The sequence below is a fragment of the Nonomuraea harbinensis genome, assembly GCF_019396385.1.
Lineage (GTDB): Bacteria > Actinomycetota > Actinomycetes > Streptosporangiales > Streptosporangiaceae > Nonomuraea > Nonomuraea ferruginea.
On sequence record NZ_JAHKRN010000011.1, the window covers coordinates 166,724 to 182,659 of the forward strand.

Genomic DNA, 15,936 nt, shown 5'->3' on the forward strand with positions numbered 1-15,936 from the left:
CTAATCAAGCCCTTCGAGATAGTCTCTCGCCGCGTCCATATAACTATCTCTCTTCTTATTCCTCGGGTCAATGGGTGCCGTTCTCCGAACACCCGGCATGGTGGGACGTCCGTTCTGCTCCCAGATAACTTGCTCTAGCCCTCGCTGCTCGGCATATGTATCCGTCCGATATTCCACTTGGAATTTGTAATCAGATGTTCCCTCCTTGCGCGCATGTTCTCTCCTTCGACGGTCAAGATCATTTGTTCTACCGGTCCGGACTACCTTACCGGTGTCGTCACGAAGCGTGTACACGCCTCCCTTGAAGCACGGGGTCGCATTGTGAACGAGGGCGTCTTGGTCGCCGACGGCTACGTGATAGGTGTGAAAACCCGCGACCGATAGATTGAAGACACGCTGGTCGCTGCCCGACCATGAAGCGATCGCCGAGAGTTGGACATGGGTCCCCGCCGATGTCCGCAGCCACATACCCTTCTGCAGCTTGCCTGCTTCAATCCATTCACCCAGCTCCGGAACCCAGAACGGATGAGCCGCCGTTGCGGTCACTGTCCGAGAGAGTTCGCCATCATGATCGCCGGTCTCAACCGTAATCGCAATAAGGTTCTTGGCGCCCTTGCTTGCGATAGTCGATAGGACCGACTTGGCTGCGGTTCTGCCGGTCTTGGGGTCTGTGGCTATGATCGTGTCGCCGGCTCTGATGTCCTCGATGGGTTTGGTGGTGCCGTCTGCCATGAGGACTCGGGTGCCGGGCACGAAGCTGCTGCACGATTCATTCTCGATCGATCTGCGGGTCTTGCCGCCGATGCGGTTCTTCACAGTCTGTCGCATGGACGGATATCTGGAGCTGACCATCCCGTTGTCGTCGGTAAGCCCCGGGTTCTGCAGCATCCAGCGATATGCTTCGATGTCCTCTTTTGCGATGCCCGCTTCACGGCTGAGGTAGCGAGAACGCTGGGCTTCGCGCTTCTTCCAGGCGGCGATGTCCTTGCGCTGTTTATCGTTTGCCTTGATGCGCTTCTTGTGGATTTTGCGTTCGCGGGCGGTCTTCTTCTTGCCGCTGGCGTGGTGGGTTTCGGCGAGGTTCTGGTTGGCGTTGGGCCGGTTCTTGCTGCGGGAGTAGCCGTAGCTGTTGTCCTTGCTGCCGCCGCCGGCGTCGACGCGGCGGCCGTCGGGGTCGGATTGGTCGATGGGATTGTTGGCGGCGTAGGAGTACGGGTTGGCCCATTCGGGAGTGCGCAGGTCGAGTTCCGGATCGGTGGAGATGAACTTGGCGATCGTCGGGTCGTAGTAGCGGGCGCCCAGGTAGGTGAGGCCGGTGGAGGTGTCTTCGGTCTTGCCGAGGAACCCGCGGTCGGTGAAGGGTAGGTCGTCGGAGCCGCGGCGCTGGCCGAAAGGCAGGTAGCGTTCGCGGCTGACGTTGCCGGTGGTGGCGTTGACGGCCAGTTGAGTGCTGCCGTGCAGTCCGGCCAGCATCCAGGTGACGCCGCCGGGTTCGCGCACAGCCACCAGGGAGCCGTCGCTGCTGCTGTAGTAGCGCTTGCCGGTGACCTGACCGGCGGACAGACGGAGTTCGACGGCGCCCAGGTAGAGGGTGGTGCTGCCGTCGGGGTCGTGGCGTATGAGGCGTTCGCCGGCGGCGTCGTACACCATCGTCGTGTCTTGGCCGTCGATGGCGGCCTGGTCGAGCTGGCCGAGCGGGTTCCAGGTGAAGGTGGCTTGCTGGTTGTCGACGGTGCGGGCGGCGAGTTGGCCGGCGTCGTTGTAGGCGTAGGTGTCGGTTCGGCCGGGGTAAGTGATGGCGGTGACCGCGTTCGGTCGCTCCGCGCTGGCACCGGGGGTGGGGTAGGTGTAGGCGGCGGCCTGGCCGTTGTCGGTCAGGCTGGTGATGTTGCCGACCTGGTCGTAGGTGTACGCCTGGTTGTACGGGTCGAGGCCGTTACTGTCCCCGCTGCCGGAGCATGAGCCTGCCGTGGTGGTGTAGGCGGTGGCCAGGCGGCGCAGCCCGTCATAGGTGAAGCACTCGGACTGGCCGTCGGTGGTGCCGGGGATGGCGGAGGCGGCGTCCAGGACGCGCGTGATGTTGCCGGCGATGTTGTAGCCGTAGCGGTCGTCCTGGACGGTGTCCGGGCTTGAGGTGTCGGCCTTCGTCTGCGTGGTGACCCGCGAGAGCCAGTCGGTGGCCGGGTCGCGTTCCAGGACGCGCTTGATCTGGCCGCCCGCCCCCAGGGAACGGCTTTCGAGCTTGCCGGTCAGGGTGAACGTGGTGTCGTGGACGTAGGTGAAGCCGCCCAGGTTCGAGGTGGTGGCCTTGGCGAAGCCGAGGTCGGTGTAGGTGTGGGTGAGCGTCTCGGCGGCCAGTCCTCCGGCGGCGGGTAAGCCCTGGGTGCGCAGGTTCCCGGCCGCGTCATAGCTGCTGGTGAAGCTGTACGTGCCGGCCAGCGCGCCCTCGGTGGCGGGGATGGACACCGTGTTGGCGGTTGGCCGGTAATCGCTGTCGTAACCGGTAACTGCCTGCGTGTACGCCTGACCGGCCGTGAAACGGGTGGTCGCGGTGGGCTGGCCCTTGGCGACGGTGTCGTAGCTCCACTCGGCCAGCTTGGTGCCGGTGCCCGTCTCGCCGGCCCACTGGCTGGTGCGGCGGCCCAGATCGTCATAGCTGTTGGAGATCTTCTGGCCGTTGCCGTCGGTGCTCCAGATTTGCTGGCCGGCCAGGTCGTAGCCGTAGCTGGAGGTGCCGGCGTCGGGGTCGTCGGCGGCGGTGCGGCGGTCCAGCCAGTCGTAGGTGTAGGCGCGGACGTTGCCGTTGGCGTCCGTCATCGTGGTCAGGTTGCCGCGCAGGTCGTAGCCGTAGCCGGTGTCGGCATGCTGGGTGGCGTTCGACCATTCCTCGACTTTTACCGTGCGGCCGAACACGTCGGTGACGGTGGCGGTCTTGCCGCCGAACGGCGGGGTGACCTCGGTGCGTTCGCTGCCCGGGTAGGTGGTGGTGGTGCGGCGCAGTTCGGTGCCCAGGTGGTAGGCGATCGAGGCGGTGGGGCGTTCCTGGCCGTCGTAGACGGTCTTGGTCCACTGCGGCAGATCGGTCAGCGCGGGGTTGAGCAGGCCGCTGCCCGCGTCATCGGCGTTGTGCACGGGCTCGGAAACCGCCGCGGTCAGGCCGCGGGTGTCATAGGTGGTGGCGGTGACGATTCGGCCACCGGCCGGGGAGGCGGTCTGGGCTTCGCGGGTGCGGCCGAGCCCGTCGTCGTAGCTGTGGGTGGTGGTGTAGGTGGTGCCGGTCAGCAACTGCTGGACGGTGGTCTTGATCGGCTCATCAGGTTGGCCGAGCCAGCCGTCGAACGGGATGTCGTAGGCGACCCTCGCCGACGGGGTGCCGCCGCTGCGTGGCTGGCCCGGCTTCCACAAGGCGGTGGTACGGCCGAGACCGTCGTAGTCGATCTCGGTGATCTTGCCGTTGGCGTCGGTCACCCGTACCGGCTCGCCCAGCGTGTGGGACAGGCGCGCGGTCACCGTATGGCCGAGCGGGTTGGTCGTGGTGACGCCGGTGGCGGGCCAGCCGATCGCGGGGCTGTAGGTGGTCGTGGTGGTCTTGTTGAGCGGGTCGGTCGCGGTCAGCGGCCGGCCGTAGTCGTCGAAGGTCGCCTTGCCGGTGGAGATCGTGGTGGCGTTGGCGTAGGCGCGGATCTCGGTCGGGTTGCCGTCGCTGGGCTTGTTGGTGGCCGGGTTGGTGCCCGCGTCGTACAGGGTGATGTTCTTGCCGATCAGCGTGCCGCTGGTGCAGCTGTCTCCGGCGCGTTCCTCCACCACGGAGGGGAAGGCGGTCATCCACTGCCCGGCGTCGGTGTTGCGGGCGTAGGTGGTGGAGGTGCAGGTGTTGTCGGCGGCGATGCCTTCCTGGCCGTAGTCGTTGACCCGGATCGGCAGGCCGTCATTGTTGTAGGCGGTGCGTTCGTCGGTGTAGCGCCAATTGCCGTTGCTCAGCTTCTCCCGGGAGCGTTCGCGGGTCGCCAGCACCAGCGCGATCTGCCGCTCCCCGGTGCCCGTGCCGGTGGGGGTGATCGTGTACTCGTACCGGGTGGAGTCGACCTCGGTGTAGGCGCGCGGGCTGAGCGCGGTCATCTTCCATGACTGCTCCTGCAGCACCTGCCCCTGCAGCAGCGGCGCGTCGGTGATGGTGTTGCCGTCGAAGTCGGTGACGCTCTGCCCGGTGCCACCGAGGAAGGTGCGGGTGCCGACCGTGTAGCCGGCCGGATCGCTGCCCGAGCCGGTGATGGTGCGCACCTGGCCGTAGCCGCGCCATTCGGACTTGTCCGGCGCCTGGCCGGGCTCGGCGTACTGGTTGGGGTCGATCCAGCGGGGACCGCCGAGGAACTCGTACTGGTGGACCACGTCCGGGGAGCCGGCCACCATGTCGCGCTCGACCACCTTGGTGGCCAGCTGTTTGAACAACCGGCTCCAGGTCTCGTACCCCTGGTCGGGGTCGCTGCCCATGTCGAGCTGGTAGCAGTCGCCGACCTTGTCGGTCAGGTAGTTGCCGCCGATGCGGCCCTTGCCGCCGCCGCACGGGTCGGCTTGGCCGTAGGTGACCTCGATCCGGCCGCCCATGCCGTTGCCGATGGCGGCGATGCGCGGCACCATCCGCCAGGACAGGAAGTCGGTCCAGTCCGACCAGTTGTCGTAGTCCATCTTCCCAGCGAGCATCACCGCGTCGAAGTCCAGCGGCGGCAGCATCACCTCGGGCTCGGTGGCCAGGCCGGTCTGCTGCACGGTGTCCAGCCACATCACCTGGTCGTAGGCCCAGGCGAAGTCGGTGCGCTGGTAGATCCACTCGTGGGTGAGGTCGAGCCGGTCCACCGGATCCCACTCGCCGGTACTCGGGTTGCGCGACTCGGTCTGCACCGAGGTGAGCTTGCGGGTGGAGTAGAACGCGATCGCGTCGTTGGCGCAGGTGGCGGGATTGTCACAGTGCAGGTCGGTGGGGACGTCCTCACCGTCGCGCGCCGCCGTGGTGAACACCGTGCGGGCGGTCGGCTGGCTGCCGGCCACCTGCGTGTTGTGCCCCCACACCACCTGCGACAGGAACCCGCCCCGGTCGTAGGGCAGCACCCGGTAGGTCTCATGCTCACAGGAGGGCAGGCAGAAGTAGTTGGTCTCGCGGGTGTAGGAGTAGTCGATCACGTTCTCGTTGCGGTCGATCTCCTGGTCGAGGTTCCATCGCCACACGCCGGTGCAGGTGGGCGGGATCTCGTCGTTGTAGTAGCGCGCGTAGCAGGGCTCGTCCGCCACCACGTACGGGTCGTGTTCGTTACCGATGTACGGGGTCTGCCACTGGGCGTCGCGGTTGTGGCCGAACCGCCACACCTGCCCGTCCTGGTCGGTGATCCTCCAGTACGGCTGCCCATCCGCGCCGCCGGCGACCTGCTCGACCTTCCAGCCGAAGTCCGGCACCGTCTTCCACACACCGGTGCTCCGGTCCTGCACGATCGAGGCCGACCGGCCGCCGGCCGAAAGCACCAGCTCCGACTGGGTCTGGTCGTTGGTGGCCGCATCGCCGTCGTTCTGATCGGGTGACTCCCAGCACAGCGCCCCGCCGCCGATCCCGAGTTCCTGCGCCCACCAGATCAGCTCGCCGGAGTTGTCATCGAACCAGTTGTCGACGTAGCAGCGGCGGTAGCGGCGCTCGATGAATCCGGCGTTCAGGTCCCAGCCCACCCCGACCACGCCGGACTGGTTGTTGGTCCACCGGCCCTGCCCGTCCACCGACGAGGCGTCGTACTGCAGCGACAGATCCGGCCCGTTCCCGGCAGGGGAGGGCGCCTCCGGCAGCGGCACGTCGTAGTCGAACCCGCCGCCGGAGGTGCCCGCCTGCCAGGTGCCCGCCGGCTTCAGGTCGGTGGCGCCCCAGTTACCGTCCGGGCCGGTCAGCCCGGCCGCCAGCAGATACACCGACCCGGCCGCCAGCTGTGCCTCCAGTGCTGCAGTCCTGGCCTTGGCCGCTGCCTGCTTGTCCTTGCCCGTCACAGGCTCGGCGGCAGTGGCGGTGGTGCCGACGGGTGCGGCTTCGATCTCGGCGGTGAGCGTGCCGGCCTGGACGTCGTTGACCGCCTGCACGGTCTGCGGCCGGGTCACGCACGAGCGCGGCCGCGGCTCCTCCAGCACGCACACCGGCAGCCGGACAAGCTGCAGGCGGCCGGCGAAGTTTCCGCCGAAGGCGTCGCGGAAGGCAGCGTAGGAGAACTCCGCCCGCACCGTGCCCGCCGCCTTTTCGCCGTCAGCGCGGATGATCCGGGCGGCCAGGCCGACGCCTCCCAGCTCGCGGACCGTTTCCGGTGCCAGCGTCTCAATCTTGACCCGGTCCGGCCCGGCTCCCTTGACCTGGCCGAGCCGTAACGGCAGCTTGTCGGCCGCCGTCACCTTCCCGGCTTCGGCAAGATCCACCTCGGCGGTGCCCGCCTGCGGCCAGACCGGCTTTTCACGCCTCACCTCGGGCACGGACTCCTCAGCGCCCTTGGCCACCTTCTTGCCGGGTACGCCACGTCCCCGGACCGACTGTTCGGGGTCAGGTTCGGCCGCGGCTGCCTGTGGGATCAGCACGTCCGGCACGCCGATGCTGGAGATCAGCACCAAGCAGGCCAGGCCGATGAGCAGCGCTGCGAACCGTCCGCGCATGTCGGATCCCTTCGAGGGCACGCTGACGCAGACCCCGACGAAGGGGCCTTGTGTGCGTCATAAAGCAGCAATAAGACGATCACTAGGAATGTGATCGTCCAGCGAAGATCGGTCAACGACGGGAGCGTCGCTTACCCGACACCCTCAGTCAGGTCCTTACGTCAACGATGGCGACACTCGCTGGTCAACCGAGATGTCATGGATACGGTATACACGCGCTGTGAGATGGATCACAAAGCGATATCGGACGCCCCTGGCCGGTGATTAAGGCGCGTTCCGAGTGATATTTGGCTCTGGTAGCTCCGGCGGCCGGCGGTCAGCCGCCTCGGGGCTCTGGCGCCTTTGGCTCGTCTTCTCGTACGAAGGAGCCTCGGCCCGGGATGGTTTCGATCAGCTTGAGGTCGTCTCTCAGGTGGGCAATAGCCTGACGGATCGTCGGGCGTGAGACCTCAAGTTCGCGTTCGAGCTGCACTTCGGAGATGACGTCGTTGTAGCCGATCTCGCCCGCTTCGATCCTGCGCTGGATCTCGTCGGCAACTTGCAAGTTCGGGGTGCAACGTAGGAATCATGACGCACAGAGGGGCCTCACCCGCAGGCGGGCCCCTCGAAAACTTGACGATCTAGAAGTTGAACTCTCCCTTGGCCATGCCGTCCCTGAACGCGGCCCATTCCGAGGCCGTGAACACTAGAACAGGCCCGCTGCGATTCTTGCTGTCTCGCACTGCTACACGGCCTTGGCTGAGTGGAGCGACCTCCACGCAGTCACCGCCGGTTCCTCCACTGGTGGTGGCCTTCCGCCATGCGGCAGTGGCCAACTCGTTCTCGATCATTGCGCCTCCATGATCCTGTAGATGATCTTTATGGTTTCGTAGGTCGGCTGAGCCAGGCCGGAAAGCAGTTCCCATCGCTGATTCAGCTTGTGCATCATCTCGGCCTGGTGGATGACCTCTCCGGTCTCGGCGTTCTCCAGGAACGCCGCGTTGGTGTCGTCGTCGGATGCCAGCACGAACGGCCCTATCAGTCCCGCCGTGCTGCGCGCCGCCAGGGGGACAATCCGCACCGTAATGTACGGACGGGCCATCATGTCGAGGAGATATCGGAGCTGCTCCGCCATAACCTCGGGGCCGCCGATGTGGCGAAGGAGAACACTCTCGTCAAGGATCACAGAGAGGCTCGGCGGGCTGGTCTGGGACAGGATGCTTTGACGTTGGAGGCGAGCTTTGAGGGCCTTCTCCACCTCGCCCGGCACGGCTCCAGGTTCACCTTCGAAGACTGCGCGGGCGTAGTTCGCTGTCTGGAGAAGGCCGGGGATCAAGGCTAGTTGGTAGATGCGGATGCTTTTGGCGCTGGCTTCGATGGCGGGCCACTTGCGGAACCACGTCGGATTGACATCCCGGATGGCGGGCAGCAACTCAAGCAACTCGCCATCTAGTCCGAATACCCTCTCCAACCCTCGGGTGAAAGGCTCTGTTGGCGGCCTGGTTCCTCGCTCCACAGCGCCCACGAGGCTTTCGCTGCAAGGGATCAGTGGAGCCAAGCGTGCATGAGTAAGCCCGCTTTTCGTGCGATATTGGCGCATGCGTCGGCAGTATTCCTTATTGGCGGTTTCGCCATTGACGTTGCCCTCTTTCGCCTATCACGCCTTTCGGAATGGCCGCACCTCCATACGTACAAGCCAATCACATGTTGTGAGAGTTTTGGAGGGACATTCAGGGCGACTTTGAAGAGGTAGAGGGCCATGCTGAGGCATGTAACCGCACAGACACAGGTCTGGATGTGCATCGGAGGCGATCATGAGAGCAGCCGTCACAGATCCCCCATACACAGGGATCAAGGCTTGGGTGATCAGCGAGCTGGACGACCGCGCTCTGCTTCCCGCGATGGTCCGCCGTGAGCTTCGAACGTGGATGGGCGATCACCCGGCCCTTGAGGACCTTCAGCTCCTCGCGTCGGAGCTGGTCACGAACGCGGTGATCCATGGCGGTGCCCACTGGGTCAGGATGAGTCTGCGTCCGAAAGAAGAACGGACGAAGCGCTACTGGCAGTTGACCGTGACAGACCCCGGCCTGTCCGAGTCCGGACCTATGCCGCGTATGCCTCTCCTCTATGAGCAGAGGGGCAGAGGCCTATGGATCGTGGACGAACTCACGCTCGGGTGCTGGGGCACCCACCGCACGCAGGCGGGTGAATGCGTCGTATGGGCACAACTGCCTCGCTGACGGCGGGAACGACATCTGCACATAACACCCAGTAACAGGACAGATGCTCGTGTAACGCTCCACCCCTCTACGCCCGACATCCATGGGGCGGCACTCGTACGGGAGGGCGTGTGGACTTCTGGGGGACCATCCTCGTCCTGATCAGACGCTGGTACGTGGCCCTGCCGGCCTTTCTGCTGGCCCTCGGCGGCGCCTTCTACGCCTACAGCACGATCCCGGTCACCTACACCACCACCGCCGTGCTCGTGCTGACCGCGCCGACCACCGGCGGGATCCTGCCACCCGACCCCGACCAGCCCGTGCCCCAGGTCAACCCGCTGCTCAACTTCGACCACGGGCTGGACGTGGCCGCCTCGATGCTGATCAGCGTCATGAGCACGCCGGACATGGTGGCCGACATGGGCACGGCCGAGGGCGACACCGAGTACGCGGTCACCAACGGCACCAACAACCTGGAGTCGCTGGCGACCGGGCCGCTGGTGTTCGTCGAGGGGGAGAGTCGCACGCCGGAGGCGTCCGCGGCCATCGTCCGGCAGGTGATCGAGCGGGTCGGGCAGGAGCTCGACGTGCGGCAGCGGCAGGTGCACGCGCCGCCGGAAACGTACATCACGATCAGCGAGGCGGTGCCGCCGACCACGCCCGCGCCCCAGCAGGGTAGGAAGCTCCGCTCGGCGGCGGCGGCCCTCGGCCTCGGCGTGATCGCCGCCCTGACGGCGGCCTTCGCGGCGGAGAGCCTGGCGGCCCCGCTCCGCCGCCGCCGCCGCCGTCCCGGCCCCCAGCCCGAGGAGAGGGAACTGGTCGGCGCCGAGAAGGCAGGGCCGTGACGGAGCCACCGCCCCGGGCGGATGGGGCGACGGTGGCGGCGGTGTTCGCCTTCGTGCTGCTGGTGGTGCCCGCGCGGCTGGTGCTGAAGTACCTGCCGCTGTCGCTCACGCCCGCGAACGTGGTCAGCCTGGTCGCCGCGCTGCTGTGGCTGTGCGCGCAGCTGACGCTCGCGCTCGGGGCAGCCAAGGGGCGCAATCCGGTACGTACCGCGCTGTTCGCCTATTTCACCGCCATGCTCGCCACGTACGGCTTCGCCACGTACGGCCCGATGGAGTCGGACGAGCTCAACCTGGCCGACCACTCGTTCGTGCTCGTGGTGGCGATCGTCGGGCTGGCGCTGACCGTGTGCGACGGGGTGCGCGGGCTGCGGCGGCTGGACTTCGTGCTGAAGACGCTCGTCGTGGCCGGCGCGGTGATCGCGGTGATCGGCGCGCTCCAGTTCCTGTTATCGATCGACCTCACCCGGTTCATGGAGCTGCCGATCCTGCGCTACACGACCGAGGGCGACGCGTTCGTGCTGGAGCGGGCCGACCTGCGGCGGGTGGCCGCCACCACCGGGCATCCGATCGAGTTCGGCGTCACCTGCGCGATGCTGCTGCCGCTGGCCGTGCACTACGGCGTGCGGGCGCGGGCGCTCCGGGAGCCGTCGCTGCGCTGGTGGGCGTGCGCGCTGCTGATCGGCTGCGGGCTGATGTTCTCGGTGTCCCGCTCGGCGATGCTCAGCCTGGCCGTGGTGGGCGTGGTGCTGTTCGCGGGCTGGCCGGTCAGGCGGCGGCTCCAGGCGCTGGTGGCGGCGGCCGGGTTCCTGGTGGCGGTCCGCATAGCTGTGCCGGGGCTGCTGGGCACGTTCGTCGGCCTGTTCACCAACTTAGGCAACGACGAGAGCATCCAGTACCGCACCCACGACTACGCGGTCGCCGCGCAGCAGATCAGCCGCCACTTCTGGCTCGGCCGCGGGCTCGGCACCTGGTACGCGCCCAAGCACCAGATCTTCGACAACCAGTACATCCTGTCCATGGTGGAGACCGGGCTGATCGGCACGGCGGCGTTCGCCGGGCTGTTCCTGGTCGCGTGCTACGCGGCGCTGCGGTCGCGTTTCCTCAGCGCCGACCCCGTCACCCGCGACCTCGGGCTCACGGTCGCCGCCTGCCTGGTGGTGCCGCTGGCCGGGTCGTTCACGTTCGACCTGCTGTCGTTCCACACCGTGACGGGGATCTCGTTCCTCCTGGTCGGCGCGGCGGGCGCGCTGCTGCGCGCGGTACGCGCCGATCAGCTCGCGCCCTCGCAGGCCAGCGGGCCGACGATCGAGGTGACCCGATAGCTCGCGTCGATGGTCACCAGTTCGTTCCCGGCCCAGTCGGCACGGCCGCACTCGGAGTCGACCGGGCCGTACACCCACGACTTGTCGACGAGCTTGTTGCCGCGCACCACCTGCTTGCCGCGCGCGTTGCGCACCTGGATGCTGAACGTGCCGCCCATCACCAGGTTGCCGGTGACCACGACGTCCTCGGACTTCTCGTCCACCAGGAAGATCGGCGCGGTGATGTGCTCGGCCTCGCGCTGGTCGACGGTGTTGTGGTGGAAGGTCAGGCCCTTGCCGCCGTTGTAGGCCTGGATGCCGTCGGAGTGGTCGCCGGGGTTCGAGCAGAGTTTCACGTACGAGTCGCGGATGTCCACGGCGTCACCGGAGACGCGGAAGCCGTCGCTGTGGCCCTGGACGAGCACGCGGGTGGCGGTGTACTTGTCGTGGCCGATCGCGGGCAGCGGGCCGCAGGTCCTCGTGGTGCCGACGGTGGTGTCCGTGATCGTGAACCGGAACGAACGGTCGCCGTCGGCGTTGGTGACGTGCCCGTCGATGACGCTGTTCTTGATGGTGACGTCGTCGGCGTGGACGAGCAGGGGGCCGCGGATGTGCACGCCGTCGAGCACGGCCCCCGGTGTCTGGACCTTGTACGCGACGTCCTCGGTGTTGAGCGGGACCTCGGTCAGCCGGACACCCTTCGGCGCTCCCGTACAGGCCGGCGTGGGATGGTCGGGGCAGGAACTGCCGTCGGGCCTGACGATCGCCGCCGACGGACTGGGCGCCGGCGGCGCGACCGTGGGCCGCGGCTCCGCCTGACATGCCGTCAGCAGCACCACCATCGAGATGACCACGACGGCCGCACGGCCCGGAACCGGTGTGGTGGGGTGGGCGTTCACGGGCATCACCTCTCAGCCGCCGAGCCGGCGCGACAGGTCGGCCCAGGAGCCCGCGCGCAGGTCGCGGTCGCTCACTTCGGTCACCGGCAGGGGCCACGCTATCTTGAGGTCCGGATCGTCGTACCGGACCGCGAGATCCTCCGCGGGGTCGTGCTCGCGGTCGATGCGGTAGCAGGTGTCGGCGGGCTCCGTCAGCGCCTGGAAGCCGTGCAGCAGCCCGGGCGGCACGTACAGGACGGTGAAGTCCTCGTCGTCCAGCCGCACAGCCATCTGCCTGCCGAAGGTCGGCGAGCCGGGCCGGGCGTCCACCAGCACGTCGTGGATCGCCCCCCGGGCGCAGCGCACCAGCTTGGCCTCACCCTGCCCACCGCGCCCGTGCAGCCCTCTGACGGTGCCCCGGACCGACCTCGACTGGCTGTCCTGGATGAACGTCTCCGGCTTCAGCCCCGCCTCGGCGGCCACGGCGGCGTCGAACGTCCGGGTGAACAGGCCGCGCCGGTCCCGGTGCGGCACCGGCCTGAACAGCAGAACCCCGTCGATCTCGCCCGATTCCACTCTCAAGCTGTCTCCTTCCGAAAGGCGGTGTGATGAAGCCGACGGTCAGCGTGGTGATCCCGGCCCACGACGAGGCAGGCGTGATCGCGGCGAACCTGGACACGTTGCTGACGGGGACCGGGCCCGGCGAGTTCGACGTGATCGTGGTGGCCAACGCCTGCACGGACGGCACCGCGCGGGCCGCCGCCCGGCCGGGCGTGCGGGTGCTGGAGACCTCGCGAGCGGGCAAGGTGGAGGCGCTGCGCCTGGGCGACGACGCCTGCCGCGCCTTCCCGCGCGTCTACCTGGACGCGGACGTGCGGCTGGACGCGAAGTCGGTGCGCGCGCTGGCCGAGGCGGCGTCCCGGCCGGGGGTGCTGGCCTGCGCGCCGGTGCCCGAGTGGGACCTGGCGGGGACGGGGCGGGTCGTCCGGCGGGTGCACCGGGTGCACGACCGGCTGATCGCGCCGTCCCGGGCGCTGGCCGGGGTGGGGGTCTACGTGCTGACCGAGGAGGGACACCGGCGGGTGTTCCCGCTGCCCGACGTGATCTCCGACGACGGCTACGTGGACGGGTCCTTCACCGGCGACGAGCGCGTGGTGGTGACCGAGGCCAGGTCGGTCGTCCGGCCCGCCCGCACGGTCCGCGCCCACCTGGCCCGCCGGGTGCGGGTCAGGCAGGGCAACCGGCAGCTCGCCGGGCTCGGCAGGCCAGGCCGCTCGCTCCGCGCCGGAGCCCTGCGCGACCTCCTCGCCGCCCGCGAGGTGAGCGCCCTCGACGCCGCCTGCTACCTGACGGTCCTCGCCGCCGACCGCGCCCTCACCCTCCTGAGAGGCGGGAAGACGGCCTGGGGTACGGACACCGGCACCCGAAGCGGACGACCCCCGGCAACCCCGTGACCCGGCAGCCGCGAGCGGAAACCGGACCCCCATAGAAAAGCCGCGACGCGCGGTGGCAGGGGTCACCGGGGGTCCGTGGCGGCTTCGTAGGCCGCGAGGAGGGCCTTCTTCGAGTGGTCCCATGACAGCGGTCCCGCGACCCGCAGCATGCCGATCTCGCCCATGCGACGCCGCTCGTCCGGATCGTCCAGCAGCCGCGCGATGAGCTTGGCGAACTCCGACTCGTCGTTGGCCGGCGCGTACAGGGCCGCCTCGCCCGCCGACACCCGCGCCTCCCGCAGCTCGAAGGAGACGATCGGCCGGGCCATCGCCATGTACTCCATGACCTTGTTCATGGTGGAGACGTCGTTGAGCGGATTCAACGGGTCCGGCGACAGACACACGTCGGCCGTCGACAGGTAACGCATCAGGTCCGGGTCCGGGATCCGCCCGGTGAACTCGACGGCCTCGCCCAGCCCCAGCTCGCGGGAGAGCGCCACCATCGCGTCGAAGGTGTCGCCGCCGCCGACGAACACCGCGTGCCAGTCGGTCCGCCCGTGCTCGTCACGCAGCCGCGCCAGGCTGCGCAGCGCGTAGTCGACCCCGTCCTGCGGCCCCATCACGCCGAGGTAGCACAGCAGGTGCGGCTTGCCGCGCCGCAGCTCGGGCTCGGCGGGCACCTGGTGGAACCGCTCCACGACGGGCGCGCTGCGCACCACGAACACCTCGCCGGGCAGCTTGCCGCCGCGTGACAGCGCCACCTGCCGGTAGCTCTCGTTGGTGGCGATCACCACGTGCGCGGCCCGGTACGTGCGCCGCTCCAGCAGGCACACGGCCCGGTACAGCAGGTCGCGCCCCCGGCCGAAGCGCGACAGGTACAACTCGGGCACCAGGTCGTGCTGGTCGAACACGAACCGGGTGCCCTTGCCCCGCATGGCCAGCGCCACCAGGAAGAACAGGTCGGGCGGGTTGCACCCGTGCACCACGTCGAAGCGCCCGAGCCGGCGGGCGATGCGGAAGGTGTGCCACAGCGCCGACCCGTACTCGCGCAGATAGCCGACGGGTCCGCCGGTGGCGGCGCGGAGCGGGTAGCGGTGGATGCGCACGCCGTCGATCACCGCCTCGGCCTCGCGGTCCTGCTTGGCGCCCATCGGACAGATGACGTGCACCTCCCAGCCCGCCTCGCGTAACGCGACGCTCTCCTGCCAGACGCGGCGGTCGAGCGGGACGGAGAGGTTCTCGACGAGGATGAGCGCTCTACCAGCCAATGCCCACGTAATCCCTTCTGTCCCGGTGTGTCGCGGCTCCCGGCACGCGCACGAGGTCGATCACCTTGCCGCGGAAGCCGTCGAGCCCGTCCAGCACGGCCGGATCCGTGCTGCCGATCACGCACACCTCCGCGTGGTCCAGCACCTCGGTCACCGAGTCGGCGAGCAGGTCGCCCAGGTGCGGCAGCCGCTCGGCGATGTACTCGCGGTTGGCCCCCATCAGCCGCGACATCGACACGTTGGCGTCATAGATGCGCAGGTCGTAGCCCTTGCCGAGGAGTCGTTCGGCCAGCTCCACCAGCGGGCTCTCGCGCAGGTCGTCGGTGCCCGGCTTGAACGACAGCCCGAACAGCCCGACCTTGCGCAGCCCCGGCGCGGTGACCAGGTCGAAGGCCCGCCGCAGGTGCGCCTCGTTGGCGGGCAGCACGTGCGACAGCAGCGGCACCGACACGTCCGCCTTGCGCGCCGCGTACACCAGGCCGCGCAGGTCCTTGGGCAGGCAGGAGCCGCCGAAGGCGAACCCGGGCCGCAGGTAGGCCGGGCTGATGTTGAGCTTCCTGTCGGCCAGGAACACGTCCATGACCTGGTACGAGTCCACGCCGAGGGCCTGGCAGACCGCGCCCAGCTCGTTGGCGAAACCGATCTTGACAGCATGGAAGGCGTTGTCCGCATATTTCGTCATTTCGGCCACCGGGATCGGCACCCTGAACACCTCGCCCGGCAGCCCCTCGTACAGCGCGGCCACCACGTCCCCGCTGGCCGGATCCGACTCCCCGATCACCGTCTTCGGCGGCGCGAAGAAGTCGCGCACGCTCGTCCCCTCGCGCAGGAACTCCGGGTTGACCGCCACCCCGAAGTCCGCGCCCGCCCGCAGCCCGGAGGACAGCTCCAGGATCGGGATCAGCAGCTCGGCGCAGGTGCCCGGCAGCATGGTGCTGCGGAAGACCACGACGTGCCCGGGTCGCAGCGCCCGGCCGATCTGCTCGGCGACCCGCTCCAGGTAGGCGGTCGACAGGCTGCCGTTCGGCGCGGACGGGGTGCCGACGCAGACGAGGGAGAGGTCGCTGGACCCGACCGCCGCGGCGGCGTCCGAGGTGGCGCGCAGCCTGCCCTCCCGCACGGCGCGCTCGACCAGCTCGCCGATGCGTTCCTCGACGATCGGCGCCCGGCCGCCGTTGACCAGCTCGATCTTGGCGGGGTTGACGTCCACGCCCACGACCTCGTGGCCCATCGAGGCCAGGCACGCCGCCGACACGCACCCCACGTAGCCGAGCCCGAAGACGCTGATCCGCATGGCTTCCCCCGCTTGAAGAGCGTGCTGGACCGTGCAGAGGACGTTCGCGA

12 protein-coding genes are annotated in these 15,936 nt (G+C 68.4%); 4 read left to right on the forward strand and 8 right to left on the reverse strand.

What is annotated here, in order from left to right; all coding sequences use genetic code 11:
- The 4 genes from KME79_RS14860 to KME79_RS14875 form a co-directional block, all read right to left on the reverse strand.
- Nucleotides 1–6,669: a polymorphic toxin-type HINT domain-containing protein gene (locus KME79_RS14860; protein ID WP_219544904.1), complete on the reverse strand. Its 6,669-nt coding sequence runs from the start codon at nt 6,667–6,669 to the stop codon at nt 1–3.
- Nucleotides 6,670–6,985: 316 nt separating this feature from the next.
- The gene (locus tag KME79_RS14865) at nt 6,986–7,213 is read right to left on the reverse strand and encodes a GntR family transcriptional regulator (RefSeq protein WP_219544905.1); all 228 of its coding nucleotides are present in this window, start codon (nt 7,211–7,213) and stop codon (nt 6,986–6,988) included.
- 76 nt (nt 7,214–7,289) lie between these two features.
- Entirely contained in the window at nt 7,290–7,499 is a 210-nt protein-coding gene (locus tag KME79_RS14870; RefSeq protein ID WP_219544906.1) for a DUF397 domain-containing protein, read from the reverse strand.
- Complete coding sequence (locus tag KME79_RS14875; protein WP_219544907.1) at nt 7,496–8,248, reverse strand: helix-turn-helix domain-containing protein; 753 nt, start codon at nt 8,246–8,248, stop codon at nt 7,496–7,498. Before KME79_RS14875 ends, KME79_RS14870 begins: the two co-directional genes overlap by 4 nt.
- A gap of 262 nt (nt 8,249–8,510) precedes the next feature.
- On the opposite strand from KME79_RS14875, the gene KME79_RS14880 reads away from it, so the two are divergent.
- The 3 genes from KME79_RS14880 to KME79_RS14890 all read left to right on the forward strand — a co-directional run bounded on the left by KME79_RS14880 (nt 8,511) and on the right by KME79_RS14890 (nt 11,034).
- Nucleotides 8,511–8,888: an ATP-binding protein gene (locus KME79_RS14880; RefSeq protein WP_219544908.1), complete on the forward strand. Its 378-nt coding sequence runs from the start codon at nt 8,511–8,513 to the stop codon at nt 8,886–8,888.
- A gap of 110 nt (nt 8,889–8,998) precedes the next feature.
- Entirely contained in the window at nt 8,999–9,712 is a 714-nt protein-coding gene (locus tag KME79_RS14885; protein ID WP_219544909.1) for a GumC domain-containing protein, read from the forward strand.
- Nucleotides 9,709–11,034, forward strand: a complete 1,326-nt coding sequence (locus tag KME79_RS14890; protein ID WP_219544910.1) for an O-antigen ligase family protein — start codon at nt 9,709–9,711, stop codon at nt 11,032–11,034. The genes KME79_RS14885 and KME79_RS14890 overlap by 4 nt, the downstream gene beginning before the upstream one ends.
- Here the strand turns inward: KME79_RS14890 and KME79_RS14895 are convergent.
- Both KME79_RS14895 and KME79_RS14900 read right to left on the reverse strand, forming a co-directional pair.
- A complete protein-coding gene (locus KME79_RS14895; RefSeq protein WP_219544911.1) occupies nt 10,983–11,912 on the reverse strand; it encodes a hypothetical protein in 930 nt (309 codons plus the stop codon). The genes KME79_RS14890 and KME79_RS14895 overlap by 52 nt on opposite strands.
- 12 nt (nt 11,913–11,924) lie before the next feature.
- Nucleotides 11,925–12,467 carry a dTDP-4-dehydrorhamnose 3,5-epimerase family protein gene (locus KME79_RS14900; RefSeq protein ID WP_308248919.1) on the reverse strand — a complete coding sequence of 181 codons (543 nt, stop codon included), beginning with the start codon at nt 12,465–12,467 and terminating at the stop codon, nt 11,925–11,927.
- A 32-nt stretch (nt 12,468–12,499) separates the two neighbouring features.
- On the opposite strand from KME79_RS14900, the gene KME79_RS14905 reads away from it, so the two are divergent.
- Nucleotides 12,500–13,345, forward strand: coding sequence for a glycosyltransferase family 2 protein (locus KME79_RS14905; protein WP_219544913.1), 846 nt, complete (start codon nt 12,500–12,502; stop codon nt 13,343–13,345).
- A gap of 62 nt (nt 13,346–13,407) precedes the next feature.
- On the opposite strand, the gene KME79_RS14910 is transcribed toward KME79_RS14905, so the two are convergent.
- Nucleotides 13,408–14,592, reverse strand: coding sequence for a glycosyltransferase family 4 protein (locus tag KME79_RS14910; protein WP_219544914.1), 1,185 nt, complete (start codon nt 14,590–14,592; stop codon nt 13,408–13,410).
- Entirely contained in the window at nt 14,582–15,886 is a 1,305-nt protein-coding gene (locus KME79_RS14915; protein ID WP_219544915.1) for a nucleotide sugar dehydrogenase, read from the reverse strand. The genes KME79_RS14910 and KME79_RS14915 overlap by 11 nt, the downstream gene beginning before the upstream one ends.
- Nucleotides 15,887–15,936 lie beyond the last annotated feature (50 nt).

Bases quoted from the DNA above. Each gene is read 5' to 3' on its own strand.
- KME79_RS14860 (WP_219544904.1), bottom strand. From the start codon at position 6,669: ATGCGCGGACGGTTCGCAGCGCTGCTCATCGGCCTGGCCTGCTTGGTG.
- KME79_RS14870 (WP_219544906.1), bottom strand. From the start codon at position 7,499: ATGATCGAGAACGAGTTGGCCACTGCCGCATGGCGGAAGGCCACCACC.
- KME79_RS14875 (WP_219544907.1), bottom strand. From the start codon at position 8,248: ATGCGCCAATATCGCACGAAAAGCGGGCTTACTCATGCACGCTTGGCT.
- KME79_RS14905 (WP_219544913.1), top strand. From the start codon at position 12,500: ATGAAGCCGACGGTCAGCGTGGTGATCCCGGCCCACGACGAGGCAGGC.
- KME79_RS14915 (WP_219544915.1), bottom strand. From the start codon at position 15,886: ATGCGGATCAGCGTCTTCGGGCTCGGCTACGTGGGGTGCGTGTCGGCG.